This window comes from Saccharospirillum salsuginis (assembly GCF_014651855.1).
GTDB classification, from domain to species: domain Bacteria; phylum Pseudomonadota; class Gammaproteobacteria; order Pseudomonadales; family Natronospirillaceae; genus Saccharospirillum; species Saccharospirillum salsuginis.
Genome location: NZ_BMXR01000008.1, coordinates 154,068 through 179,752, shown reverse-complemented (window position 1 = coordinate 179,752; position 25,685 = coordinate 154,068). Strand labels below are relative to the sequence as shown.

Here is a 25,685-nt window from a genome sequence, read left to right as displayed (position 1 = left end):
GAGATCGAGATGAATACGGCAAATGGATTTAAAAGCGGACTGACCGCATCGATCGCCCTGCTCGCGCTGCTGGGATGCTCGCCCGAACCGGAGGCCCAGGCCGAGAACGACGAACCGACCATCGACGAGCGCTTCAAGCACACCGTCGCCGAAGCCAAGAGCACGCCCTGGCCCGAGGGCGACGCCGCCGAGCCGGACGCGCTCGACCCGCTGCTGACCCGGACCAACTACATGGTGGTGCTGGACATGAGCGGCTCGATGGGCAGCGACCGGTGCGCGGGTTCCTATGAAAGCAAGTCGGCCGCCGCCAAAGCGGCGCTGAACGCCTGGGTCGACAGCGTCGACCGCGAGGCCAACCTGGGGTTGATCATCTTCGACGGCCGGGGGCCCTCCGTCCGCGTCAATCTGGGCCAGGACAACCGGCCCGACTTTCGCCAACACGTCAACTCCAGCCGCCCGGCCGGCGGCACCCCCTTGCTGACCTCGGTGCGGCTCGCGCACGAGCAACTGACCGACCGCGCCCGCTACCAGCAAGGCTACGGCACCTACCGGCTGATGGTGATCACCGACGGCGAACACAGCGACGGCGAAAACCCGAGCGACGAGATCGAACGCATTGCCGGCAACGCCGCCAACCCGATCGAGTTGCACACCATCGGCTTCTGCATCGACGATTCCGCGCTGAACCAACCCGGCGTCACCCTCTACCGCAGCGCGCGCAACCCCGAGGAACTGGCTCAAGGTCTCGACAGCGTATTGGCCGAATCCCAGGACTTTGCAAACATACAGGAGTTCACCGGCAATGATCTGTAAACCCAACACCGCTTTCCGGCAGGTTCTGAAGACCCTGGTCGCCACCGCCGCGATGACCGCGAGCCTCGCCTTCACCCAAGCCTCGGCGGAAAGCAACGAACCCGACGTCGCCATCGGCTGGACCACCTGGGGCGACGCCGAAGTCGTCTCCAAGATGGCGGCCATCATCCTGCAACAGGGCATGGGCAAGGACGTCGAACTGACCCTCGCCGACATCTCGGTGCAGTACCGGGGCGTCGCCGACGGCGACCTCGACGCCATGTTGATGTCCTGGCAGCCGCTGACCCACAAGAGCTACATGGAGCGCTACGCCGACACCCTCGTCGACCTGGGGCCCTTGTACGAAGGGGCGGATCTCGGCCTGGTGGTGCCCAACTACGTACCCGAGTCCGAACTCAAGTCCATCGCCGACCTGGCCAAACCCTCGGTGCGCGAACAGCTGGGTGGCCAAATCCAGGGCATCGGCGCCAACTCCGGCATCATGGGCATGACCCAGACCGCCATGGCCGACTACGGGCTCGACTACGAGATCCTCACCGGTACCGGCCCCAAAATGGCGATGGAGATCGGCAAGGCGTTCGACGAGAACCGCTGGATCGTCGCCACCGGCTGGCACCCGCACTGGAAATTCGCCAAGTACGACCTGCGCTACCTGGACGACCCCAAGGGCGTCTACGGCGGCGCCGAATCCGTGCACGCCATCGTCCACAAGGGCTTCGAACAACGCCAGCCCGAGATTGTCGCCTTTTTGCGGCGCATGAACCTCTCGGTCAGCGAAGTCGAGGAACTGATGGCCCAGGCCCGCGAGACCTCACACCGCGACGCGATTTACGCCTGGATCGAGAACAACACCGACCGGGTGCAATACTGGATGACCGGCGAGGAATAACGACCGATGATACTGGACCAGGCCGACACCTTCGGATTAAGTGTACTGCAGCGTTCGCTGGTGGCCGGCGTCGCCGGCTCCGTTGTGCTGGTTCTGGTGCAGACCCAGTTGACCCTGCCCGCCCCGTCCGTGCTGTATGCCTTCGGGCTCGGCGTGCTCACCTTCGCGGGCGTCAGCCTCGCGCTGCCGCGCAAAAAGCACCTGACCGAACGCCTGCTGGACATGGACGGCATCGGCCACGGCGACGCCACCCGGCTGGCCGGCTTCATCGAGGAATGCCGCGACTACACCGCCCAGCTGGAACAGCTGCACGCGCAACACGACGGCGTGATACACGAGACCGTCACCGACATCATCGACTGGTCCAACAAGATCATTCAGGGGATCATCGACGACCCGCGCGACCTGACCCGGTCGCGCACCTTTCGCATCTACCTGAAAGCCGCCGTGGAAATTCTGGAAAAGGTCACCGACCTGGAACAAAAAGGCGCCGACCAGGCCGCCGTTCAGGATATCCGCCAACGGTGCGAAACCGTACTGCAACAAATCCGTACCGCCTTTGAAAAACAATACGAAAAGAATCTGGCTAACGACGTCCTCAGTGTCGATGTCGATCTGGACGTACTGACCAAGGCCCTCAAGCGAGAAGGACTCTGATTATGTCTGAGCACACTTTGAACATCGATCCCGCGGCCACCACCAGCCTGGCCGACGTCAACCAATCCAGCAACACCGACCTGGACGCCGAAGGCGGACCCCAGGACAAACTCAAGGCCCTGCCCGCCGAAGGCCAGGAACGCGTCAAACAACTGATGCAGGAAGTGAAGGTCGGCAACAGCGAATCCGTCATTCATTTCGGGTCCGTCGCGCAGACCGAGATGTCCACCGTCTCGGATGACATGCTGCAAGGCGTGCGCAACAAAGACGCCGGCCCCGCCAGCGGCCTGCTGAACGAAATGGTCACCACCATTCGCGGCCTCGACCTGTCCGACGTGAAGGACGGCAAAAAGCCCGGCTTCTTCAAGCGTCTGTTCGGCTCCATCGAGCCCATCGCCAAGTTCATTCAGCAATACGAAAGCGTCGAAGCGCAGATCACCGCCGTGGAGACCAAGCTGGAAGACCACATCTGGCAGCTCTCGCAGGACATCGTCAAACTCGACAAACTCTACAACGCCAGCCTCGATTACTTCCGGGACCTTGAATACTACATTCTCGCCGGTGAAGCGCGCGTCGAACAATTCGACCAGGAAGACATTCCAAACGCACGCAAGGTCGCCGAAGAGACCGACGACGTGGTGAAAGCCCAGGAACTGCGCGACATCCAGACCACGCGCGACGACCTGGAACGCAAGGTGCACGACCTGCGACTGACGCGCCAGGTGGTGATGCAGATGCTCACCTCCATGCGCATCACCCAGGAAAACGACAAGAGCCTGATCAACAAGATGCAGAGCTCCATCGTCAACACCGTCAACATGTGGAAGACGCAGATCGCCACCGCCATTACCCAGTACCGCGCCCGCGAAGCCGCCAAAACCAACAAGGAAGTGACCGACCTGAACAACGAACTGCTGGTGGCCAACCAGGAGGCCCTGAAGCAAGGCAATGCGGAGATTAAACGCGAGATCGAACGCGGCATTTTCGACATCGAAGCCGTCGAACAGGCCAACAACACCCTGATCGAAACCATTCAGGAATCGATCACCATCGTCGAGGAAGGCCGCAAGGCCCGGGCCGACGCCGAAACACGGCTGCAGCAGACCGAAGCCGATTTGAAAGGTGCTTTGCGGGCGGGTTGATGCTTGTCGCCGTCTCGTTCCCGGGACGGCACACTTCTCACTTCTATTCAGATTAAAATGGTAATTGCACTACTGGGGCTGTGAGCCGGCGATTCGACATCGCGCACTTTCATAATATCCATTCACTGAGTCATGAATATGAGACATATACCGATTGATCACCCAATTACCGTCTTCTTTAATATATGACAACGACAACGTTTCCGGCCGACCATCTTGATTGACACCATTTACTGTTAAACAGCCGGACTCAGCACGCTTTTCCTCAAAATGGCTGTCTTCATCGTCGAAGTTGTTTGCCAGATTCAAGAAAAAGTCAGTCCTGAGCTCCGCGGGCATGTTTTTTTGCGCTTGCTCAACATGCTCCCGGAGCTCTCTTGATATCTTGGTCTTCTTGGCCAACTCATAGTTTGAATTAGCCATCGACTTGAATGCGTGGAATTCCTGATAAAGGCTGCGTTGGCTCTGAGGAGGGGCGCTTACACAAGCGACCAGAAACAACGATATTAGTCCGTACAAAACTTTCATATCTCAACCCCTCACCGAATATACTGTTGTAGTTCCTGTTCTATCTGTGCATCACGACCATCTAAAAACCGTGCCGCTTTGCACAATAACCCGCTACAGCTTTTGATCATGTTGTATACATCAAAGCTTCCCGCAACGGAGATACTGGTGCCTGCAACAAAATCGAATGAACCGTTAAAGTTCACGGTCCCGCCGTCCCCGTTTGTAAAATTAACCGACACACGTTTGACCTTGAACCCAAGACCATCCAAGGCGGGGTCGCCATTGAATATAATTGTGTTCCCTATCGACCCAGACATCTGCACTTCGCCGGACTGATCTATTGCGATCGAGTATCCACCCCGACCGAAGATAATGTTAGCCGCCTTATCGCCATTGGTGTCATAGGCCAGTTGAACAATTTTCGCAATCGTAACTTTTGCTTCAAGCTCTGTCACTGCCATGTTAAATGCTCCTTTTCCTGTTCCCGAAAAAGGAAGGGCTCAGACAGCCCTTCACAATTGTTATCGGCCTTCATTCCAAGAGTCGAAATGGCTTATATTGCCATCGAGGTATGTGTGGGTGATTTTTTCATACCGTAAAGAAATGCCTTCGATATGGGGGACCTTTTCAAATGCTGGATCCTTGGTGTTGGCCATCTTGGGCGAGAAGGAGTTGATTTTGACACCATCCAGAACATGCTGGTAGTACTCGACTTCCTGTCCGGAGTCATCAATCTGATACCAACGAATGACTGCTTGCATCAGCTTCTGTCCATTACAACAAGCTTTGAACAGGTAGGGAGAGGAAGCATCGAAAGCCTTCTTCAACATGATCGCGCCATGCTTTCTTGTTCCGGTCAATTCACCTGTATCATTGTCAGTGGGGATATATATTGAATGATTGAACTCCAGTACTTCGATGGACCCTTCTCTTCCGGTGACACTGACGGAACCTTTGATATCGTTCCCCTGTTCATCCTTCAGCCACAAATAAGCGGGTATTGCCATCGTCCTTTCTCCTTTTCCATTGAACATTGGTTGGAGCCAGGACAGTACGTCAATTTTTTCGCCGATCTCAAACAGTTTCGCCACGACATTTGAATATTGTGATCCAAATACCAAGTTGCGTGTTAACCCTGTCATTGATTGTAAACACGATTAGTAATATATGACTTTAAGCAATATTGGCGACCAGAGGTGTTGTCGACCGGATTGGGCGAACGCACAAGCAGGCTGGCCCACCCCTCCCGACTTATAGTATGCTAATCCAATGAAAACGAGCCTCGACCACCTGCCCGACGCCAAGCAAGAGGACATCCAAACCATCGCCACCGTGCTGCGCGATGCGCTGGACGAATTCCTCGCGGGTAAAACAGGCCGCCGGTCACATTACCGCATACTCAAGATCATCCTGTTCGGTAGCTACGCAAAAGGTACCTGGGTCAGCGACCCGGCCAATGGCTATGAGAGCGATTACGACATTCTCGTTATCGTGAACAAACCGGCATTGGTGGAAGAATACGAAGTGTGGCAGGCCGCCGAAGACCGGATCATCCGCCGTGTCAGCGCACCGCTGGGGTTGATTGTGCATACACTGGCGGAGGTGAACGAATGGCTGGACCAGGGTCATTATTTCTTTCGGGATATCCGGCAGGAAGGGATTGAGCTGTACAGTGCCGATGGGAGGGAGTTGGCGTTACCCGGGAAACTAACGCCCGAGGAACGAAAGGCGATTGCTCAGAAGCATTTTGATCAGTGGTTTGAAAGTGCTGAGCAATTTTTTGTGTCGTTCCAAGACGACCTAAACAGAGGTTGGTACAAGAAAGCTGCATTCATGCTGCACCAGGCTACGGAACGGTTTCTGAGTTGCGTACTGCTGGTTTGCACAAACTACCTTCCGAAAACCCACAACCTGGAACATCTACGCTCACTTTGTGCCCAGCAAGATGTTCGTTTTTCAAGCCTGTTTCCGGCAGACAGCAAGTTTCATCGCCGTAGTTTTCAGAGGCTGAAGCGTGCTTATGTTGATGCTCGTTATTCAGAGCACTTTGAAATAACTGAGGAAGAATTAGAGTGGTTGACAAAAGTAGTTATGGACCTAAAGAAACTATCCTATGAAATATGCACCTTGGTGTTGAACCAGCAAGTTCCTACAGACTAAGTGTTCAGTTCATAGGTAGTGTTACCCAACAATTTGGGACCTTGACAGTTTGACTATAGGTTTCGTTAAATAGGGGCAAGATCACTTGTCCGACTGCAGCGACTATTAAGTGCTTGATATTACAAATTTAAGATCATATCCATTGAGTCTATGGCTTGGCCATTTTTCTAAAGCCAGAGAAATAGTTTTACCCTCAGATTTTTCAGCATACGCATTTCCTTCAACAATAGCAGCCTTCATTTCAACAGACAAAGGCAAATCTAAGCTAACCAGACTTAATGCTTCAGCAAGTTCAGCCAATTTTACGTGAGCCTGATGAGACCTGGCAGCATCATTTACGTTGACTTTAAGCTTTAATACTTTTGCTAATTCCTCAGATCCTTCAACATAGTAAGCAACACTATCTGGGATAATACCACCCCCGAACTCTTCCATCGGAGATGATGCAAACCATTCGCCTGCAAATAATCGGTGATAGAAACCAGTATTTAGCCCTTCACCTGAAAGAAATTCCTTGGCATAGTATGGACTCCATCCAAGCTCACTTGGTACTTCTTTCGGATTCCTTTCTGCTTTCCTCACTTTAAGAATATGCCGAAAAGACTCTATTAACTCCGAGTGTGTTTCAATATTATTCCTGTTGATATGATATGACCAGCGTTCAAGAAGGGTTATCCTAATATTGAAAAGCAAGATAGCGTATAGTTTAGCTAAATTCCTATAATGCTTTTTTCTAATAGCAAACTGTAGGCGGACAAAAACTTGCTCGTATGTTGAATAAACTAGTGAGACGTATATAAATGGCAAGTAGCAAAGCGTCAACAACGGAGGAAGAATGAAATCATATACAGTGTTTTCATTGCCAAACTTATCAAAATTAGTAGCCAGCATATATAACGTGTAAACAATCAATATGATGCCAAAAATTAATAGGCAGTATTCAAGTAGCGCTTTGACTTTATGATTTTTTTTGTCTGTTTCAGCAATAGCTAACATAGCAGCTAGAAGTGCCAATACAGGCGCGATAAATAATTCAATCCATATGGGGAAAGTGTAAAACCCTACTATAAATTGAAAAACGGCCAACAACTTCAAATTATCAATGACCGAGTGTTTGAAGAAGCTTTTATCTCTTTTTATCGCTTCAAGTTTAAGCAAGGACATAAAGCCTACAGACACACACCAAAAAACAGTATTCTTGATCTGATCGATATTCCATAAATCTAATTTTAATAGGAAGTAAACCACAGAAACCATGTACACAATCATAAATCCAAGAATGACCAAAATCTGCTTTACAAGGAACGCGGATAATAAGTGTCTAAATGAATTTCTGACCTCAACCATTTTGGGGGATGAATAGAGGTACACTGAAATCACTAGCAGCCATAAACCAACTGCAATTTCTCGACTATTAAAAATATCCACGAAGCTCCTATGTATTTAATCGGATTCAGAAAGAGCGCACGATTTTATGCGCGTCGCCTGCCTATGATTGTTATTCGAACTATCGATTTACAAACTTAGATAACCATACGGATACAAATGTTACCATATGCAAGGTACCTAGCATTGCCTCACCCGAAACAAAATATCTTGCGGGGGTATTACCAGGCAAAAACTCACCAAAGCCTAGCGTTGTAAATGTAACTACAGAAAAATAAAGCGCGTTATGAAAGTTTGACTCCCAGACAGTACCATTTCCAACGACAAAGTCAAAAACTGCATAGTATGCCGCATATAAAACAACAACGATTACAGCTATAAGAAGATAAAGACCAACCAAGCTAAGAAGTTGATAGTTATTTATATTGCTATGTTCATCATGCAAAGACTTAAGGTAGACAGAATATGCGAAATATACAGATAAGGATCCAAAAAACGCGATTAACGCGTTAGATTCTCCTTCATAAAAATATGAAAGTACAAACCATACAATAAATGCTAGAATCCAGGAGAGAAATGTTCTTATTAAGGCTCTTATAAAGGTAAACCGACCATCGTCGGGAATTGGGATTACTGTTATATTCATGTTTTCCTCGAACAACACCGCCCACAACGGCAGCAATGAGCACTAGCGAATTGCGGTCCGTTTTGACGGGCTTTGTTAGGCATTTTCTGCTTGAAAGTTACTTAAATAATTATCACGCTTGAGAATTAACTCCCTATGGACATCTGAATATCGGCTTAATGAACAGCAATATGAATTCCAATATTCACCTTTTGCTTCAGCTGGCCTTCTAGGTATACCTGAGTTGATTAACTCAATAGCTTTCTCATTTGTTATTGGCAAAGCATTCATAACCACCTCTGATGCTGAGCTCGATATAATCGAGCCGCCGTTAACAATAGAAGAAATAGGGTTCATCGTTAATGAGATTGGACCTAATTGATCGTTTCTAAGTATTTCAATACGACCATCTCTGTTTTTGACATAACGTGTCACATCCAACTCATACATATTCAACTGAGCGTTATAATCTCTTGGCGGAGCGTAACCTAGCAAGGACTTTCTCCACTCAATATAGCTTTCTTTGTTTTCTTGAGCAGAGAATTCTTTTGCTCTTTGAACTTGCATGCAGACGTCAATGTCGCCAATAACCTCTTGATTACGAGCTAGACTTCCGACTAAAGTTGCACTTTGTACTTTAAAATATGTTGCATAATGCTTATTCCAGTATTCTATTCTGTCTATAAGGTCTTGCAATTTTTTCAAAGCAACACCCTTTTTCATTTTAGTTTTGAAATTCTTTGGCAACTCCTAGCCTCCTTTAAGTGGGATTTAGATGTCTACTTTTCTTGGGTAACTTGGGCAGTTAACGCTTCGCAACACCGGTAAAATGTAGAGCGATGAGGAATGAGGAGCGGTGCTTTTTGCTGTCCAAGTGAATGCGTTTGTAAGATTTCATTTCCAGCCATCACTGAGTCGCCTATAGCTCTTAATTTCATCTAAACGGTTTTGTGCATTGGCCTCAGCAGTACCTGCGTAAATTACCGGCCAAATCGTACCGCCGTCCTCGCGCTCCCCGGCGACAAAATGAGCCCAAGCGTCACAGTATTCCTCCCATAGCTGTTGGGATTTATTCAACGAATCTATTTCTTTCTCACCTAGACTTTTCTGGAGCTCATCAATAGCATACTCAACTTCAGCGCGTTTTTTGATTAAAGATTCGCCAGCTGAGGTATTCATGTCGGATTGGGTCAACGGAGCATTGGGATAAAGTGTTTCAGAAATTAACTCATCTGCCGCACGTAAAAATGCAACGCAACTTTCGAAACAGCTTTCGATTTCAGCCAAGTTGATTTCGTACGCCGACGCTATCTCATGACAAATGATATGCCTTAATTCGAAGGTTCTTGCGACATCTCCAAAAACTCGATCTGGGTCTTTGAGGATTGGCTCGGCCGGTTGGCCTTTTACCTCATGCGCCCATCTGTCCGATACCACCCGTAAATTACTAAGAAAGCCTGTCCCCAACAGGCTCGAAAACACCGATTCGATGTGCTCTAGGCGGCTTATTGGTACTCCATGGGACACTATTTCACCAACCGTTACCGATTTCCCGTGTACGGCGCGCAATAGTGAAAAATCAAGCTTGACTGAACTGGCGGGCTTCTCCGCATTTGATAAGTATGGCTCACCTGCATCGACTAAATCTTTGATGGCCATTCGGAAATAGCCTTCCAAGCAAGCTATTAATGCAACCGGAAAATACTTCGCTAGCTCAGCATCTGTGCTTCCGTGCAGCTTAAATGCCCGCTCAAGCGCGAACAGTCGAAGGGGCAGCTCCGCCATAGCGTTGCCAATACGTCGTCGCTCACGCACTTCCGCGATCTCTTGAATGATGTCTCTGGCTTTGCTCATATGCATAGTGAATCTAACGCTTAGCTTTGCGGCGTGCCGGATCGCAGCATAGGTGCGCCGACAAAAGCCACTGGTTATGTCTTGCACTTCATAAGAGTAGAGAAATGCTCCCTAAACACTTTCGCAGGGATAGAAAACTTATAGCCAAGGTCCGTTGAAACTACAAAATCACCATACTCATACTTATCAGTTGGTGCCCCCGACATATTCTCTTTAACTATATTGAAAGAGAAAGACTGCCCCGGCTCGACGATCACCTTTGACAGAGGTTGGCCGGTGAATCCTTCATAAAGGAACTGCATGACTTGCTTTTTCTCAGGAATTTCAACCTGAAAATATTTCACAAAAGCCTTAATTATAGAGTGATTTTCTACGGTTACACTAATTCCATGCATAAGGCCTTTTGTCGGATGCTGAGCCATAGCCATGCTCATGCTGACCTTAAGATTCGGCTTGCTTAGTTTGTCATTAACGAAGTTGAGTCCAAGCAAGGTTGCAGTCAAAGCTACTGTTGACACAATAGGCTCAATTTCCAAGTCGCTACCAGACTTCCAATTACTATCTATCAACCACCAAATAGATACACATAATGCAATTACATTTGCGATTATAGCTAGAACGAACCTAGCATTCTCTTTTATAAAGTCGATAAAATCACTCATACCATTCCTTAGACAGTTTATTCACCCAAAATGTGTAGGTTATCCCGGTCATTCAATCAGTCACTATCAAACCAACATCTATACATTCCTTATTCCACAGCATTTCCAAGGCCAATTCAACTTTCCGTGTCACCTGACATTGATCCTGAAAAAATAACGGTAGTGTGGATGATCTCGGATATTCCGACACTTTTGTAACTTATCCTGCCACATATTCGGGATCATTTACTCCAAGACACGTACATGATCAATATTTAATCAAGGCATCACTCAAGTCGGCTTGTTTTAGATCATCGTTTCTAAGCGCAGGAACCAGACTGGCTACGCATCGTGATTCATGTATGGAAATAGCGCGGAGTTAGGCCGTTGAGAATCAGACTTGTTTAGATGGGTCAAAACACAGCCGTGAAAGTGCTTTACCCACGCTACCGCCGGGCCGGTTATATGGCACGCCAATCTGTGTCGCGGGTTGTTGTGTACTAGGTGTATCGCGATTTGTGACCGAGTTCAAGGAAGAATTTCAGGAAGGTGTCGAAGCTGTCCGCCCCTACAGGCGGAACCCGAGTTTCCGCAGCCAGTCTTCTGCTTCGGCAGGCACATTGCTCACCTCAGCCGCCGCCAGTTCCCTGCGCTTGGGGTATTCCTTTCTCAGGGCGTCGAAGGTGTGCGGGGGGATGTGGTCGCCCTGTACGGATTGCTGCATCGCCACGGTGTCGCGTGCGGGGTCGTGCAGGGCCTGCACCAGTTCACTGCCGAGGTGTTCGGGGGTGTCCTGGCTGAAGAAGGCAGCGTTGAGTGTGGGGCCTTGGGGCAGGTCCGGGCCGCTGGGCAGGGGTTGGTTGGCCCAGTGGTGCAGGGCCTCGGCCAGCATGCGGGTGCCGGTCCATTTGCCTTCCTGGCTGTAGCCGGCCACGTGGGGGCTGGCCTGGTACACGGCGTTGAGTAAGCGTTCGCTTACCCGGGGTTCATCGGGCCAGACGTCGAGCACGGCGTGGATGCATTGGGTGTCCAATGCGCTTTGCAGCGGGCCTTCCTGGATGACGGGGCCGCGGCCGGCGTTGATGAGCCAGGCGCCGGGTTTCATCAGGGCCAATTGGTCGGCGCCGATCAGGCCTTCGGTGGCGTGTTGGCCGGCCTCACCCGGTCGGGTGAGCGGGGCGTGCATGCAGACAATGTCGCTGGCCTGCAGCAGGGTGTTCAGGCCGACGAAGTCGTCCTGCCCTAATGTGCCCTCTCGCTCTTCACGTTCGGCACGCGGCGGGTCGCACACCAGGGTGCGTACGCCGAGGGTTTTTAGGCGGTCCACCAGTTTACCGCCGACGTTGCCGGCACCGATAACGCCGATGGTGCGTTGCCACCAGGGCAGTTCGAAATCCAGATGCAGGCGGGCGAATACCGAGAGCACCCAGTCGACGACGGATTGGGCGTTGCAGCCGGGGGCGTGGTGGAAGGCGATGCCCTGCTCGGCGAGCCAGGCCTGGTCGATGTGGTCGGTGCCGATGGTGGCGCTGCCCACAAAACGGACCGGGGTGCCGGTCAGCAAGTCGGCGTTCACCTGGGTGACGGACCGCACGAGCAGTACATCGGCGTCCATCAGGTCGTCTCGGGTGAGGGTACGGCCGGGCTTGCGGGTCAGGGAGTGTGCGAGCCCTGAGAACCAGGGCTCGACGTGCGGCATGTTTTCATCTGCGACGATGCGCAGGCCACTTACTGCGGACATGGCTCAGGCGGAACCTTCCTTGTGCTTGGCGGTTTCGCTGTCGCTCTTCTCGTCCGGCTGGTCGGCGGTCTCGTCGGTGTCCGCCTTGGCTTCGGGCGTCTCTTCCGGCTTGTCGTCGGCTTTGGCCGGTTCGGCGGGCTGTTCGGCCTTGGGCGTCTGGCTGTCGGCTTTGTCGTCGGCCGCAGCGGCCGGTTGGGCGTCGGCCGGTTGTTCCGCCTGGGCGCTTTCAGCTTCAGCTTTGGGTGCTTCAGCCTTGGGCGCGGTGGCCTCTTCGGTTTTGGAAGCGTCCGCCTGGGTGTCTTCGGCCTTGCGGTTCTGAGCCTTGGGCTTGTCCGATTTCGGCCGGTTCGACCGGGGCTTGCTGGCTTTCGGTTTGTCGGCCTGGCTGTCGGCTTTTGACTCGGCCTTGGCGTCCGCTTCGTCTTTCTGTGCCTTGGCTTCGGCTTTCGCGTCGGCGGCGGCCTGCTCTTCGCCCAGCCAGGCGGCCGGCGGTTGTTCCAGTTCGATCTTGCGCTTGATGTAGTCTTCAATCGCGGGGATCTGGAACGAGTCGTCTTCGCAGGCGAAGCTGATGGAGACGCCCTTGGCGCCGGCGCGGCCGGTACGGCCGATGCGGTGCACGTAGTCTTCCGGGTCTTCCGGCAGGGTGTAGTTCACCACGTGGGAGACGCCTTCGACGTGAATGCCGCGACCGGCGACATCGGTGGCGACCAGTACAGGCACCTTGCCTTCTTTGAAGTTATCGAGGGTTTTCACGCGCTTGGCCTGGGGCACTTCACCGCTCAGCACTTCGCAATGGATACCGCTTTTGCGCAGGCGCTCGCTCAGGTCGCGGACGATGTCGCGGCGGTTGGCGAACACCATGACGCGGTCGGCTTCGGGCTGCTTGAGCACGTGGTGCAGCAGGCGGTACTTCTCTTCGGTGGAGACGAGGAAGACGTGCTGTTCGACGTCTTCGGCGGTCTTCACCTTGGGTTCCACTTCCACTTTGACGGCATCCCGGGTCCAGCGCTGGGCCAGGTTGAGGATGTCGTAGGAGAAGGTGGCGGAGAACATCAGGGTCTGGCGTTCTTCGGTCTTCGGTGTGGCGCGGACGATGGTTTTGATGTCCGGAATGAAGCCCATGTCGAGCATGCGGTCGGCTTCGTCGATCACCAGGGTCTCGACCTGGTCGAGGAACACCTGTTTGCGGTTCATGAAGTCGATCAGCCGGCCCGGGGTGGCGACCAGGATGTCCAGTCGGGCTTCCTCGAGCTGCTTGCGCTGCTTGTCCATGTCCATGCCGCCGACCAGGGTGGCCACTTTCAGGCGGCTGTGCTTGGTCAGGGACTTGGCGTCTTCGGCGATCTGCATCGCCAGTTCGCGGGTGGGCGCGAGGATGAGCGCGCGTGGTTCGCCGGCGAACTGTTCCGGCAGGCGGTGCTCCATCAGGTCGGTAATGACGGTGAGCAGGAAGGCCGCCGTCTTGCCGGTGCCCGTTTGCGCCTTGCCGATGCAGTCGTGCCCGGCCAGGGTGTAGGGCAGCGTCATGGCCTGGATGGGGCTGCAGTATTCGTAGCCCAGCTCATGAATCGCGCGCATCAGGGCGATGGGCAGGAACAGGTCGTGGAACCGGACTTTGCCGGGCGCTTCAGGAACTTTGAATTGTGAGATGTGCCAACGGGGTTTACGGGGTTTACGGGATTGGTTTGTCACAGAGATTCACTTACCAATGGGTTGGGTCGGTCAGCGATTCAACGGCCGAGCGACGCGGGTTTAAAGTACGGCTGGCGGTTCGCCCGCCCGTTACTGGGAACGGTCGTATGGGCATTCCAGCCTAGGCCATCGAATGGTGAATGGCCTTACGCTTCGTTTTAAAGAACCGGGTCGTGGGACCCCATCCCGGGGCTGTCCTGGCAGGTTCTCGCGCTGGGCGGGAGAGTGCCAATGCATACGGCCGCGTGTAAATCGATAGTGGGCCGGTCAAGGGACGGCTTAACACCGGGGTGGGCGATTGTAGCGCACTTTTTGGGCAGTCTCCATGGGTTGGGGGTATTACGCCTTTCGCGTCCCCAACCGGCGGATCAGCACCGAGGTGTCGCACCGGTTCATGCCCTGGTCCTGCAGCTCTCTATAGAAGCCGTTGACCAAATCGGCCACGGGCATGTCCAGCCCTACCCGCTTGGCTTCGGCCAGGGCGTACTCCAGGTCTTTGCGCATCCAGTCGATGGCGAAGCCGAAGTCGAATTTGTCTTCGGCCATGGTCAGGGCGCGGTTGTCCATCTGCCAGCTTTGGGCGGCGCCGCCGCCGAGCACGTCGACCACTTCGGCCACGTCCAGCCCGGATACCTGGGCCAGGCGGATGCCTTCGGACAGCCCCTGCAGCAACCCGGCGATGCAGACCTGGTTGACCATTTTGCACAACTGGCCGCTGCCGGCCGGGCCGAGGCGGCGCCAGCGGTGGCCCATGGCTTCGAACAAGGGCACGGCGCGGTCGAAATCCGTCGTTTCACCACCGCACATGATGGTCAGCTTGGCGTTTTCCGCCCCGGCCTGGCCGCCGGAGACCGGTGCGTCGACAAACCCGACCTGGTGTTCGCGGCAGGCCGCGTCCAGCTCCCGCGCGAGGTCGGCGGAGGTGGTGGTGTGGTCGACCAGCAGGCTGCCCGCGGCCATACCGGCCAAGGCGCCGGTGTCGCCGAAGACCACGGAGCGGACATCGTCGTCGTTGCCCACGCACATCAGCACCGCATCCGCCCCTTCGGCGGCCTCTTTCGGTGTTTCGGCCCAGCGGCCACCGTATTCCTGTTGCCATTGTTCGGCTTTGGTGGCGGTGCGGTTGTAGACGCAGACATCGAACCCCGCGCGCTGCAAGTGACCGGCCATGGGATAGCCCATGACACCCAGGCCGAGGAAGGCGACGGTTTTGATTGGCTTCATGGGGACGGACTCCTTGTTCGACTGTGTGGAAACCCCGTCAGTGTAGACGCGAGAAATGTGAAACGTAACCGACTTTAGTGGGGTTCGCCCCATGAGGCGGGGTGTGTCCTTTGTTACAATGGCGTTCGAACCAGACAGGGAACGAAGGAATGAATCACCGGAGCACCGCGCTGACCCTCGCGCTGTCCACCCTGGCCCTCACGGCCTGCCGATCCGAACCCAAGGATGACACCCCGCCCATGCCTGAGCGCAATGTCACCCAGGCTGAGATCGAAGAGTTGATTGAGCGCTCCAAAGCGCAGATGGTGTTTGTGGAGGGTGGGACCTTCATGATGGGGGATTATCAGGATGAAGACGGGTTGTATCTGACGCCTGATCGGGACAATAAGCCCCCTACCGAGGTGACGTTGGATAGCTATTCGATCGGGGCTTACGAGATCAGTTACGGGGAATTTGACCTGTATACCGACCTCAACGATTTACCCCGAACTTATTGGCGAAAATGGTCTGAGGGCGAGGAATGGCGGGGTCCGGAATTCCCAGCTGGAGTCAGTTGGAACGGTGCCAAGGATTATTGCCTATGGCTGGCAGAACAGTCCGGCCTACCGTTCGATCTTCCGACGGAAGCTCAGTGGGAATATGCAGCACGGAGCCGGGGTAAACAGGTTTTATACGCGACAAATGACGGAACCATCCGTGAAGGAGAGAACTACTCGGAATTCACTCGCTACCCGAGACCTTCCGGTATTTTCCCCCCTAACCCGCTCGGCTTATATGACATGGCCGGCAATATGGCGGAATGGGTCAACGATTGGTACGCGAAGGACTACTACCAGCGGGGTAACAAAATAAACCCCACTGGACCAGAAACAGGTTCGCACAAGATCCTTCGAGGAGGCGTATATTTGGAATCGCCTTATGCTAGCAACGTATTCATCCGGCAAGAATTGGATGAACTGACTGCGGACTTTAAAAGCACCGGATTTAGATGCGCGGTGAATCAACCGACTTCCATTCATTGAGCTCGGGATTCATGAGTTGTCATTCACCAACCGGCATTCATGCCAACTGGTGAATGACACGACCGTATTTGCTAGGCCAGCCTTATCTTCGATTGAGCCCTTGTAGCTGGAAATTTCGTCGATGTAGACGCGAGAAATGTGAAACGTAACCGACTTTAGTGGGGTTCCGCCCCATGAGGCGGGGTGTTTCCTTTGTTACAATGGCGTTCGAACCAGACAGGGAACGAAGGAATGAATCACCGGAGCACCGCACTGACCCTCGCGCTGTCCACCCTGGCCCTCGCGGCCTGCCGATCCGAACCCAAGGATGACACCCCGCCCATGCCTGAGCGCAATGTCACCCAGGCTGAGATCGAAGAGTTGATTGAGCGCTCCAAAGCGCAGATGGTGTTTGTGGAGGGTGGGACCTTCATGATGGGGGACTATAAAAACGAGAATGGCCTCTATATGACGCCTTACCGGGACAACAAGCCCCCTACTGAGGTGACCCTGGACAGCTATTCGATTGGAGCTTATGAGATCAGCTACGGGGAATACGACCTGTATACCGATGCCAATGACTTACCCCGTACCTATTGGCGAAAGTGGTCCGTCGGTAAAGATTGGCGGGGACCAGAGTACCCTGCAGGTGTAAGCTGGCATGGTGCCAAAAACTATTGTCTTTGGTTGGCCGACCAGACGGGGCTACCCTTCGATCTCCCGACTGAAGCCCAGTGGGAATACGCGGCTCGAAATCGAGGTCAAAAAGTCCTTTATGCAACGAACGATGGGACTATCCGGGAGGGCGAAAACTATTCCGAATTCATACGCAACCCACGACCATCCGGCAGTTTTCCTCCAAACCCGCTGGGACTTTACGATATGGCGGGTAACATGAAGGATTGGGTCAATGACTGGTTCGCCGATGACTACTACCAATGGGGCGACTCGGTCAATCCAAAAGGACCGGAAACTGGAACCCACAAAGTATTAAGAGGGGGAACCTACTTGGAGTCCCCCTCCGCCAGTAATGTGTTCATTCGATACGAGAATGAAAAACTGGATTTCGACTATCAGAGCACCGGTTTCCGGTGTGCGGTAAACCAATCGACTCCATTGCCTTAATCTCCCAAACCCGAAAGGTGTCCTAAAGCCTATTAAACAAGCTTGACTTCCTGTTGAGCTGACAGAGCTGCCCAGGCGGCAGTACCCTCCTTGGTTGCGTATCGTGGTAAGTTCATATACCAGCGCATGAATTGCAGGTCTTCACGGCCATCCAATAGGCTTCGGATCAGTTCTTTCCCTTGGTCCGATATCCATCCTGTCTCACTCGGGTGTAACGGGCCATCTGGGCCCATCCGTTCGGTGATCTCAATAAACTCCCGTTCACAAGTTACGGTCGATAGAACTTTTATCACCGCTTCTTCACGGTTTTCATTAAATAAGTTTAAACCTAATTTATTAACAGCCCCTTTCACAATACAGAGTTTACGCAGGAGGCTCGCCTTGGCTTCGGGTGGAGCAAACTGAACTAATCCCTGATCATCATTTAGAATATTCTCAGCCAATTGCTTTGCTTGCTGGTCGTGTTCAGTCGCAAGTACAACCCTTTTCCACCATTCAGATATGTCTTCCACACTATTCTGGATACAGTCAAGGACCTGCTCACCCAGCTGCAATGCTCCTGAAATTATTTGATGGAAAGCCTGAAACGCGCGCTCATCAATAAACTCCAGTTTCCGGAAATCGAACTTCATCAACTGATGGTAGATGCACTGAATAAAGTCATAAATGGTGTTCACGTTTACAGTGGCGACCAAGGCACCGGCAGCACCGACCCCAAAACACGCTCCAACCCGACTTCGGATCATAAACTTGCCGTCATCGAAAGCGACATAGAGCTTGGCCTCACCACCACCACCAACTTGAGCATTGAACTCCCCGCCAATCTCAGCAAACGCCGAGAAAGCTGGCTCATCGCCGGTCCGCTGTTCGGGGTTATCCCATTCCAGCGCGCCTTTTACGCCACAGCCACCGGAGATACCCGCAAACGCCGATGCGCCCACATCGGCACCCTGTACCGGTGGATGCGGTTCGAAATCGGAATCGGATTCGGCTTTTTCCCGGGCCTCATTATCGGTCAGTCCTTTCAACGCGGCCTTCGAGCCGTCCATGCTCAGCTCGACATTGGCGCAGACCAGCGCCTTGGCACCGGCAAAGCCGATCAGTTCGATGATCATGCTGGCCCGGACGGCGCCGAAATCCAGAGTGGTGGTGTCGGGCGAATGCTTGTTCTCCAACTCCAGCTGGAGCGCAAAGCCGTCCTTATCCGGAAAGTGGCTTTCCACCGTGACCTTGCCCTCGGCCAGAGCCGCCGAGGCGGAGGCATTGGCCGCGAGACCGATGGCGGTTTTGCTGACGCTTGCACTTAATGAGGCACCAGCCATCAGCCGCATGACGGCGGCTTCGGTGGTGGCGGTGAAGTGGTCGGAGTCGGCCAGCCAGTCCCGCTTTTGCCCGGTGGTCTCGTTCCAGCTTTCGGCCCAGTCGGTCATGGCGGTGTCGAACTGGGCGAGGTTGAGTTTGAAATCGACTTTCTCCAGGCCGCCCTGATAGTCCTCTTTCAGGGTGCGTTGCGCCTTGGCGGCATCGAAGGAGCCGGTGGCGTCGGTGAAGCGGCGTTCGTCTCGCACGGTGACGGCGAGGCTGTAGCGGCGAACGTGGTTGGCGATCTTGTCGCTGCGCACGTAGGTGGCCTTGCGGCCTTTGTAGCCGGCCAGTTCGGTCAGCCCGGCGATGCCGGTGTCGCTGCGCCCGGCCGGGGCCAGGGCTTTCATGACGGCGGCTTTCTTTTCGGGGATGGCTTCCTGGTCGTCTGCTTCCACGGCGTCGTTCAGGGCTTGAAGGGCGTCGTCGATGAGTTGGCTGTCGGTGTCGATCTGGTGGGTTAAGTAATCGGTCACCAGCAGCTGTTCACCGGTCTCCGGGCGGTAGCAGACGTCCAGTGGCTGCGCGCGGGGGTTGCTGGGCGGTTCAATGCGAATCGTCCGGCTGTGTTCGACTGTGCCGTTGCGGGCGGTCAGTTGGTAGTCACCGGCCTTGACCGGTATGCGGAAGTCCCAGAACCGGGTTTCTCCGGAGGTGGCCGCTGGGCCTGGCTGGAACGGCAGGTTCTGTTGGCCCTCGGTCGGCCCGTCCCAGGTGAGCGAGATGCTTTTGGTCTGCGGGTTCGCCGAGCCGGAGATCGGCAGACGGAAACCGGGCACCTGGATCCGGCTGCCCGGTGCGGGCAGTCGGTCGTAGCTGTGGCGCTCATTGAGGTTCAGCAGTGGCTTGAGGATCGGCAGGCCATAGAGCCGCCGGGCCAGGTCGAATACGGATTCGTCTTCGCCCAATTGGTAAGCCTCGCGGCTCGGGTGGATGGGCCGCTCGCCCAGTTCAAGCTCCGGCGGTTTTGGGTGGGTACCGTCTAACGGGTCGTAAATGTGAACCGTCACGTTGAAATGCGGTGGCCCGGTGAAACGACCACCGCCCCAGCGGCTGGGGCCCTCGCCCTCCTCCGTCTCGCGCCCGTTCTGGGCATTTCGACCGGCCCCGGCACCGCCGCACGTTTTCGAATCGGACGGGAAGCGGCGAAACAGAAAGGGTTGGCCCCGGTCGAAGGCAGAAATGCCCCGGGCCTTGATGTGCTTGGCTGTGCGGCCATCCCAGAGAATCAATATCCGGTCTGAAGGCACCGGCTCCAGCATCCAGGTCAGCCCTTCCACCCGGCATTGCAGCCAGCGGCCGTCCCGAACGAGCGGGCGCAACTGCCTGGCCACCGGGTGGGGCAGAGAAAACCATTGAATAGTGTGATATCCGGCCGGCGGGTCGGTGGGTGTCGAGGCATCCACCTCGGGGTCAAATACACTCATGAAGCGTCCTTTTTCCGTTGCATCGCGGTTGTCCTTACCGAGGCCCGGCTCCCGTAATGCGGGTTCGAGACGCCTGACTGCTCGACAACGAAGGGAAATGGGAGTGTAAGGAAATGGAACCGGGCAGGTAACCGTTGGAAAGGGCTGGTTTCGAGGAGTTAATCACAAAATTAAATATTGGATCGGCGATCGGGTTTGATGATGAGGGAGGTTTTTAGGTTGAACGAGGCTTTTGGGGGCTGCCAGACGGTTTATCTGGATGGGTAATTGCGTTTACGGCGACCCCTGGAAAGGCGGTAAAAGTATTACGCATTGTCGTTTTTTGAAATTGGGTTTAACTGGGGATCTGTTCGGAAAACACCGCCTCGGTTGGGCGGGGTTGTTCAAACGCCTGGCTCAGCAGGTTCACTGCCGACTCGGCCCGCGATGGCAACCCGCCTTCGGCGTAGGTGATGGCCTGGGCCTGCACCCGGGTGCGGAACGGCCGGCTGTCGGTCGGTTCCCCGGACAGATTATCCAGACTCGTGCGAAACCGACGACCGCACGCCAGCGTCAGCCACCACTCAATGGCTTGCGGCTTCACCTCAACGCGCTCGAACTCCGCCTGTTGCTCCGCATTACGACCGTCCGGGCAGTACCAGTAACCGTAATCCTCCAACCCGCGGCGCCGTTCACCGGCCAGGCACCAATGGGCCAGCTCGTGGAGGGCACTGTTGAAGTACCCATGGGCGAAGAAGATGCGATTGTGTGGTGTTTGCGCATCCGCCGGTAGATAGAGAGGCTCGCCTGCGCCCGGGATCAGTTGGGTATTCCAGGATTGGGTGAGCCAGGGGTTTAGTGTCGACAACAGATGCTCGACGCCCGGTTCCCAGTGGGGTTTTGGGAGGGTTTGGGTGTCTGGTGTGGTGTTTGGTTGGGTGAGTGCGGTCATGGGGTGGGGAGTTTACTGGTTTGGTTGTTGTTGGGAAGGGGGTTGAACTTTTGGGCGGTTGTTTGGATTGGGGTTGGTTTTGTTTGGTCGCGCACGGCGCCGCGTGCGGACCATGGCTCCTACATAGATCGGGGGGTGCGTTGCCATTGCACCAGATTAAGGCACAATAGACGGCTCCCTATTCGACCGGTTGGTTAAGAATCGACCGCCCTCCCCTTACCCTACAATTAAACCAGTGGGGGTGGGGTATGTGGTCACCGAAGGCTAGTGGCAGGTGCCGGTGGTGCTCACGCAGGGGAGTGCGCATCATGGATGATGCGGTCTAGCCCCCATGGATGGGTTCACGGCGACCCGGAGTGAGCACCACCGGCACCTGCCACGGGTTCCCGGCACCAATTACACCAACCGACCACCGAAACAAACCAGAGGCACTTGTGGACGAGACCCATCAGCCGCCCCCCGAACCGAAAGCCGGGCGGGTTGCGACAACCCTGATTGAATGGAAAACACTGGCCATCCTCGGCGGACCGATCCTGGTCGCCCAATTGGCGCAAATGGCCAACGGCGTCATCGACACTGTCATGGCCGGCCACGCCAGCGCCGAAGACCTCACTGGTGTCGCCATTGGCGGCAGCCTGTGGAGCCCCATATTCCTGCTGTTCATGGGCACCCTCAGTGCATTGCAGCCCATTATTTCCGGCTACCGGGGCGCCGAACAGACCGACCGCATCATGCCCATCACCTGGCAAGGGCTGTACATCGGCGCCGGCGCCACCGTCCTGATGGTGCTCTTTTTGCTCAACGTGCACCCCATACTCGACCTGTTAAAGCTGGACCCGGTGAGCTCCGACATCACCCAGGGCTACCTCAGCGCCTTCGCCTGGGGCGTGCCCGGCCTGCTCGGCCTGTTCGCCCTGCGCGGGCTGACCGATGGGCTCGGTCACACCAAAGTCATCATGGCTTTTTCCCTGCTGAGCACGACCATCAACCTGCCACTGAACTACATCTTTATCTACGGCAAGCTTGGCGTGCCCGCCATGGGTGGCGTCGGTTGCGGTTGGGCGACGGCAATCTCGGTCTGGTGCGCGCTGATCGCCCTGGTGGTGTACCTCAACACCAGCCGGACCTATCAGGACTTTCATCTCTGGCGGGACCGGGCCAAACCCTATTGGAATGACATCGTCTATGTGCTGAAACTGGGCATCCCCATTGGTTTCACCATCTTCGTCGAAGCCAGCATGTTCGCCGTCATCGCCCTCTTTTTGGCTCCGCTCGGCCCCGTCATCGTGGCCGGCCACCAGATCGCGCTGAACGTGGTGTCGCTGGTGTTCATGGTGCCGTTGAGCCTGGGCATGGCATTGACGCTGCGCATCAGCTTCCTGATCGGGGCTAAAGCGCCGGACACCGCCCGGCTGGTGGCGCGCAGTTCACTGATACTGGTGGCGATCATCGCCCTGGTGTACGCCACCAGCCTGTTCGCCACCACCGAGCTGATCGCCCGGCTGTACACCGGCGACACCGACGTACAGGACGTGGCGGCGAAACTGCTGATGTTCGCGGCCATCTTCCAGATCGCCGATGTCATGCAGGTCACCTGCATCAGCGCGCTGCGCGGCTATCGGGATACCCGCATTCCAATGTTCATCATGCTGCTGTCGTTCTGGGCGATCTGCCTGCCGCTGGGGTGGGTGCTCACCTTCACGGACTGGCTGGTGCCCGCCCTGGGGGCGCCCGGGTTCTGGATTGCGTTGACGGTGGGACTATCAGTGGCGGCGACGCTGCTGGCGTCCCGGCTGTTCTGGTTCAGCCGGGCGAAGAATCAGCGGCCGGCCTTGCAGATGTAGTAGTGGAATTCTTCTTCGGTCTGCGTCTGCGCCACAAGCTCGTGTTGCAGGAATTCGCAGAACTGGGGAATGTCGCGCTGGGTGGCCGGGTCGGTCGCCAGCACGCGCACGGTCTCGCCTTTTTGCATGGCGCGCATCTGGCGGTGCAGCATCATGACCGGTTCCGGGCAACGCAGGCCGCGGGTGTCGAGTTCGTGGTCGTAAGTCGGTTCTGTCATGCGTCGGTTCTCGTGAGGTAAACCGTGATTTCCTCGCGGTCGAAATAAAGGTGTTTGGCCGCCAGATGATAGCGCACCCCGGCATCGCCGAGCCGCCGGTCGATCTGCTCGCGAATGCCCTGCCAGGTTTGCCAGCGTTTTTTCATCGGCAGTTTCAGGTTGAAGATCGTCGAGCGGGTCCAGCCGTTCGTCAGCCAATCCAGCATGCGCTCGGCCACCCGGGCCGGTTGCTCCACCATATCACAGACCAGCCAGTCGACCGGATAGTCCGGCGCCCAAGTAAAACCGTCGGCGCGCAGGTGCTCGACCTGGCCGGTGGCCATCAGGTCTTCGTCCATCGGGCCGTTGTCGATGGCCTGTACGGCCAGCCCCTGGTTCACCAATTGCCAGGTCCAGCCTCCGGGTGCGGCGCCGAGGTCGACGCCGGTGTGGGTGTTTTCCATTGTCCGTCGCCAGTCGGGGCCCAGAAAGACATGAAAGGCTTCTTCCAGTTTCAGGGTGCTGCGGCTCGGTGCCTGCGGCGGGAATTTCAGGCGCGCGACACCCATGGGCCAGCGCGGCCGGTGCTCGGGTTTGTCGAGGCCGAGCAGGACGTGGCTGGAATCCAGAAACAGGGCGTGCCAGGCGGGCTGATTCGGTTGATCCTTAGGTGTCAGCAAGTCGGCGCCGCGCATGGCCTGGCGCAGCGGGTGTACGAACTTGCCGGCAAAGCGGGCGGTGGCCCGGTAGGCGTCGCCTTCCGAAGTGTCGCAGAACAGCTGACCGCCTTGGGGTTGGCCGCCCAGGGCGTCGAGAATCGGGCTGACGCGGTCTTTCTCCGGCAGGTCGGTCAGCTCGGCGGTGACGGGCCAGGCTTCGCGAGCGAAGACCAGTTGCGGCAGTTGGCTGTACAAACGGTCGGCCTGGTCGGTTTCGAACAGAACGAAACCACTGTCGGCCTCCAGACGGGACCACCCGTAGGCGCCCCGCTCGGCGGCAGCTTCGGTGATTTCGGCCAGGCATTCTTTCTCGAACCCCGGGCGGCACAGTAACAGCAGGCGTGTACTGCCGGTTTCCATTATTCCAGCTCCAGAGCGGGTGCGGTGATCATCCGGCCATGCACCAGCATGGGATGGCTTTGGTTTAGCAAGGTCTCGGCGAAGGCCAGCGCGCGTTTTTCGGACCAGAGGACGTCGTTCAACCGCCACCGCATGAACCCGACGTGGCCGCCGCGCAGCGGCGCTTCCAATTGCAGAAACGGCGACGGTTTGGCCGGGCGCTGGTAGCAGGGGCCGGCCAGGAAGGGGTCGTCCAGGGCGTTGACCACCAGCGTCGGCCTGGTCAATTTCGGCAGCACGGCGCGGGAGGAACAGCGGGCCCAGTAGTCCTCGGCGCTGTCGAAGCCGTGCAATGGCGCGGTGTAGCGGTCGTCGAAATGTTTGAAGGTCTTGAGTCGGTCGTAGCCGCCCAGACTGACAAGTTGCGGAAAACGCTCGGCCTTGTCGGCGATTTTGACTTTCAAATCGCGCAGGAAGCGTCGCATGTAGATCGACTGGGCGGGTTTGGCCAGTTGCTCGGAACAGGCGGCCAGATCCATGGGCACGCTGAATGCGGCGCCGCCCATCACTTCCGATTCGAGATCCGGCTCGGCCAGGGTCAACACGCTTTGGTTACCGCCCATGCTGAAGCCGACCAGAAAGATGTGCTTGAAGCCCTGTTCAATGCCGTGACGGATCATGCGGCGCAGGTCGTCGATGGCGCCGCTGTGGTAGAAGCGCGGCAGGCGGTTGAATTCGCCACCGCAGCCCCGGAAGTTCCAGGCGTAGACGTGCCAGCCGGCGTTGTGGAAGTGCCGGGCCATGCCCTGGACATAGGGTCGGCGGCTGTTGCCTTCGAGACCGTGGCTGATGATGACCAGGGGCGCGTCCGGCTGGGCGGAGGGCAGTTGGTCGAGCAGCAGAAAGTCGCCGTCGTCGAGTTCCAGACGTTCGCGCACGAACGGCACGGTCACGCGTCGGAAAACCGACGGTACGATCGATTGCAAATGGCCGTTCGCCATGGCGAGGCCGGCGACGTACGGTGGATGTTCGAGGTCTTCGTGAGTCACAGCGGGGTGGCCGACAGCATGGAAGGCGGGATTCTAATGGATGTGGGCGTTGTTCGCGACCGTGGGTTATAGGAGTTCGAATCGTCCCGGAGGCGGTGGCCCGCGTCGGCTACCGGGGATACCCCTGTGGGGTCGGCGTAAATCCGTCCATGGAGCCTAGACCGCAGCATCCCTGCTGCGGACTTCCCCACAGGGGTAGCCCCGGCATCCGCCGCTAGTCTACTCGGCGAACTCCGAAACTTGAGCAACCCACCAATTGCCTACCCGGCCACTTTCAACAACCCATACGCCAACAAAAACAACACCGCCACCACAAACCCGGTCAACCGGACCTGCTGACACCGGCGACACGGT

24 protein-coding genes are annotated in these 25,685 nt (G+C 55.8%); 8 read left to right on the top strand and 16 right to left on the bottom strand.

The window, feature by feature from the left end; all coding sequences use genetic code 11:
* Positions 1 to 9 precede the first annotated feature (9 nt).
* Genes IE111_RS16375 through IE111_RS16360 form a run of 4 tightly spaced genes read left to right on the top strand, consistent with a single transcriptional unit; the run spans position 10 to position 3,501 of the window.
* Positions 10 to 813, top strand: coding sequence for a vWA domain-containing protein (locus tag IE111_RS16375; protein ID WP_189610694.1), 804 nt, complete (start codon positions 10 to 12; stop codon positions 811 to 813).
* Entirely contained in the window at positions 803 to 1,702 is a 900-nt protein-coding gene (locus tag IE111_RS16370) for a glycine betaine ABC transporter substrate-binding protein (RefSeq protein ID WP_189610692.1), read from the top strand. The genes IE111_RS16375 and IE111_RS16370 overlap by 11 nt, the downstream gene beginning before the upstream one ends.
* Positions 1,703 to 1,708: 6 nt before the next feature.
* Positions 1,709 to 2,359: a 5-bromo-4-chloroindolyl phosphate hydrolysis family protein gene (locus IE111_RS16365; RefSeq protein WP_189610690.1), complete on the top strand. Its 651-nt coding sequence runs from the start codon at positions 1,709 to 1,711 to the stop codon at positions 2,357 to 2,359.
* Positions 2,360 to 2,361: 2 nt separating this feature from the next.
* Entirely contained in the window at positions 2,362 to 3,501 is a 1,140-nt protein-coding gene (locus IE111_RS16360; RefSeq protein ID WP_189610689.1) for a toxic anion resistance protein, read from the top strand.
* A gap of 69 nt (positions 3,502 to 3,570) precedes the next feature.
* Here IE111_RS16360 and IE111_RS16355 read toward each other — a convergent pair whose 3' ends face one another.
* From IE111_RS16355 to IE111_RS16345, 3 genes are read right to left on the bottom strand one after another with little or no spacing between them, the layout of a single operon-like run.
* Positions 3,571 to 4,029 carry a hypothetical protein gene (locus IE111_RS16355; RefSeq protein ID WP_189610686.1) on the bottom strand — a complete coding sequence of 153 codons (459 nt, stop codon included), beginning with the start codon at positions 4,027 to 4,029 and terminating at the stop codon, positions 3,571 to 3,573.
* Positions 4,030 to 4,040: 11 nt separating this feature from the next.
* Complete coding sequence (locus tag IE111_RS16350; protein WP_189610684.1) at positions 4,041 to 4,472, bottom strand: hypothetical protein; 432 nt, start codon at positions 4,470 to 4,472, stop codon at positions 4,041 to 4,043.
* A gap of 60 nt (positions 4,473 to 4,532) precedes the next feature.
* Entirely contained in the window at positions 4,533 to 5,018 is a 486-nt protein-coding gene (locus tag IE111_RS16345; protein ID WP_189610682.1) for an Hcp family type VI secretion system effector, read from the bottom strand.
* Positions 5,019 to 5,280: 262 nt separating this feature from the next.
* On the opposite strand from IE111_RS16345, the gene IE111_RS16340 reads away from it, so the two are divergent.
* On the top strand, positions 5,281 to 6,171 hold the full coding sequence (locus IE111_RS16340; RefSeq protein ID WP_189610680.1) for a HEPN domain-containing protein: 891 nt from the start codon (positions 5,281 to 5,283) through the stop codon (positions 6,169 to 6,171).
* Between the two features lie 105 nt (positions 6,172 to 6,276).
* On the opposite strand, the gene IE111_RS16335 is transcribed toward IE111_RS16340, so the two are convergent.
* From IE111_RS16335 to IE111_RS16300, 8 genes are all read right to left on the bottom strand, one after another.
* Positions 6,277 to 7,599: a hypothetical protein gene (locus IE111_RS16335; protein ID WP_189610677.1), complete on the bottom strand. Its 1,323-nt coding sequence runs from the start codon at positions 7,597 to 7,599 to the stop codon at positions 6,277 to 6,279.
* A 79-nt stretch (positions 7,600 to 7,678) separates the two neighbouring features.
* Positions 7,679 to 8,203 carry an ion channel gene (locus IE111_RS16330; protein ID WP_189610675.1) on the bottom strand — a complete coding sequence of 175 codons (525 nt, stop codon included), beginning with the start codon at positions 8,201 to 8,203 and terminating at the stop codon, positions 7,679 to 7,681.
* A 75-nt stretch (positions 8,204 to 8,278) separates the two neighbouring features.
* Entirely contained in the window at positions 8,279 to 8,929 is a 651-nt protein-coding gene (locus IE111_RS16325; RefSeq protein ID WP_189610673.1) for a hypothetical protein, read from the bottom strand.
* A gap of 147 nt (positions 8,930 to 9,076) precedes the next feature.
* Positions 9,077 to 10,036, bottom strand: a complete 960-nt coding sequence (locus IE111_RS16320) for a lysozyme inhibitor LprI family protein (RefSeq protein ID WP_189610671.1) — start codon at positions 10,034 to 10,036, stop codon at positions 9,077 to 9,079.
* A gap of 74 nt (positions 10,037 to 10,110) precedes the next feature.
* Positions 10,111 to 10,698 (bottom strand): hypothetical protein, encoded by a 588-nt coding sequence (locus tag IE111_RS16315; RefSeq protein WP_189610669.1) that lies wholly within the window; start codon positions 10,696 to 10,698, stop codon positions 10,111 to 10,113.
* A 547-nt stretch (positions 10,699 to 11,245) separates the two neighbouring features.
* Positions 11,246 to 12,418: a 4-phosphoerythronate dehydrogenase gene (locus IE111_RS16310; protein WP_189610667.1), complete on the bottom strand. Its 1,173-nt coding sequence runs from the start codon at positions 12,416 to 12,418 to the stop codon at positions 11,246 to 11,248.
* Between the two features lie 3 nt (positions 12,419 to 12,421).
* On the bottom strand, positions 12,422 to 14,113 hold the full coding sequence (rhlB, locus tag IE111_RS16305) for an ATP-dependent RNA helicase RhlB (RefSeq protein ID WP_189610665.1): 1,692 nt from the start codon (positions 14,111 to 14,113) through the stop codon (positions 12,422 to 12,424).
* A 339-nt stretch (positions 14,114 to 14,452) separates the two neighbouring features.
* Complete coding sequence (locus IE111_RS16300; RefSeq protein ID WP_189610663.1) at positions 14,453 to 15,337, bottom strand: NAD(P)-dependent oxidoreductase; 885 nt, start codon at positions 15,335 to 15,337, stop codon at positions 14,453 to 14,455.
* A 149-nt stretch (positions 15,338 to 15,486) separates the two neighbouring features.
* Here IE111_RS16300 and IE111_RS16295 point away from each other — a divergent pair, with 149 nt between their 5' ends.
* A complete protein-coding gene (locus IE111_RS16295; protein WP_189610661.1) occupies positions 15,487 to 16,359 on the top strand; it encodes a formylglycine-generating enzyme family protein in 873 nt (290 codons plus the stop codon).
* 231 nt (positions 16,360 to 16,590) lie between these two features.
* On the top strand, positions 16,591 to 17,463 hold the full coding sequence (locus IE111_RS16290; RefSeq protein WP_189610659.1) for a formylglycine-generating enzyme family protein: 873 nt from the start codon (positions 16,591 to 16,593) through the stop codon (positions 17,461 to 17,463).
* 32 nt (positions 17,464 to 17,495) lie between these two features.
* On the opposite strand, the gene IE111_RS16285 is transcribed toward IE111_RS16290, so the two are convergent.
* Together IE111_RS16285 and IE111_RS16280 are read right to left on the bottom strand one after the other, a co-directional pair.
* Positions 17,496 to 19,835, bottom strand: a complete 2,340-nt coding sequence (locus IE111_RS16285; RefSeq protein WP_189610657.1) for a hypothetical protein — start codon at positions 19,833 to 19,835, stop codon at positions 17,496 to 17,498.
* 751 nt (positions 19,836 to 20,586) lie between these two features.
* A complete protein-coding gene (locus IE111_RS16280; RefSeq protein ID WP_189610655.1) occupies positions 20,587 to 21,183 on the bottom strand; it encodes an elongation factor P hydroxylase in 597 nt (198 codons plus the stop codon).
* Positions 21,184 to 21,617: 434 nt separating this feature from the next.
* Here IE111_RS16280 and IE111_RS16275 point away from each other — a divergent pair, with 434 nt between their 5' ends.
* Entirely contained in the window at positions 21,618 to 23,027 is a 1,410-nt protein-coding gene (locus IE111_RS16275) for an MATE family efflux transporter (RefSeq protein WP_229805397.1), read from the top strand.
* Here IE111_RS16275 and tusA read toward each other — a convergent pair.
* From tusA to IE111_RS16260, 3 genes are read right to left on the bottom strand one after another with little or no spacing between them, the layout of a single operon-like run.
* Positions 23,003 to 23,245 carry a sulfurtransferase TusA gene (tusA, locus tag IE111_RS16270; protein WP_189610651.1) on the bottom strand — a complete coding sequence of 81 codons (243 nt, stop codon included), beginning with the start codon at positions 23,243 to 23,245 and terminating at the stop codon, positions 23,003 to 23,005. The two genes, IE111_RS16275 and tusA, sit on opposite strands and share 25 nt — an antisense overlap.
* Entirely contained in the window at positions 23,242 to 24,303 is a 1,062-nt protein-coding gene (gene rlmM, locus IE111_RS16265) for a 23S rRNA (cytidine(2498)-2'-O)-methyltransferase RlmM (RefSeq protein ID WP_189610649.1), read from the bottom strand. Before rlmM ends, tusA begins: the two co-directional genes overlap by 4 nt.
* Entirely contained in the window at positions 24,303 to 25,331 is a 1,029-nt protein-coding gene (locus tag IE111_RS16260; RefSeq protein WP_229805396.1) for a YheT family hydrolase, read from the bottom strand. Before IE111_RS16260 ends, rlmM begins: the two co-directional genes overlap by 1 nt.
* Between the last annotated feature and the right edge of the window lie 354 nt (positions 25,332 to 25,685).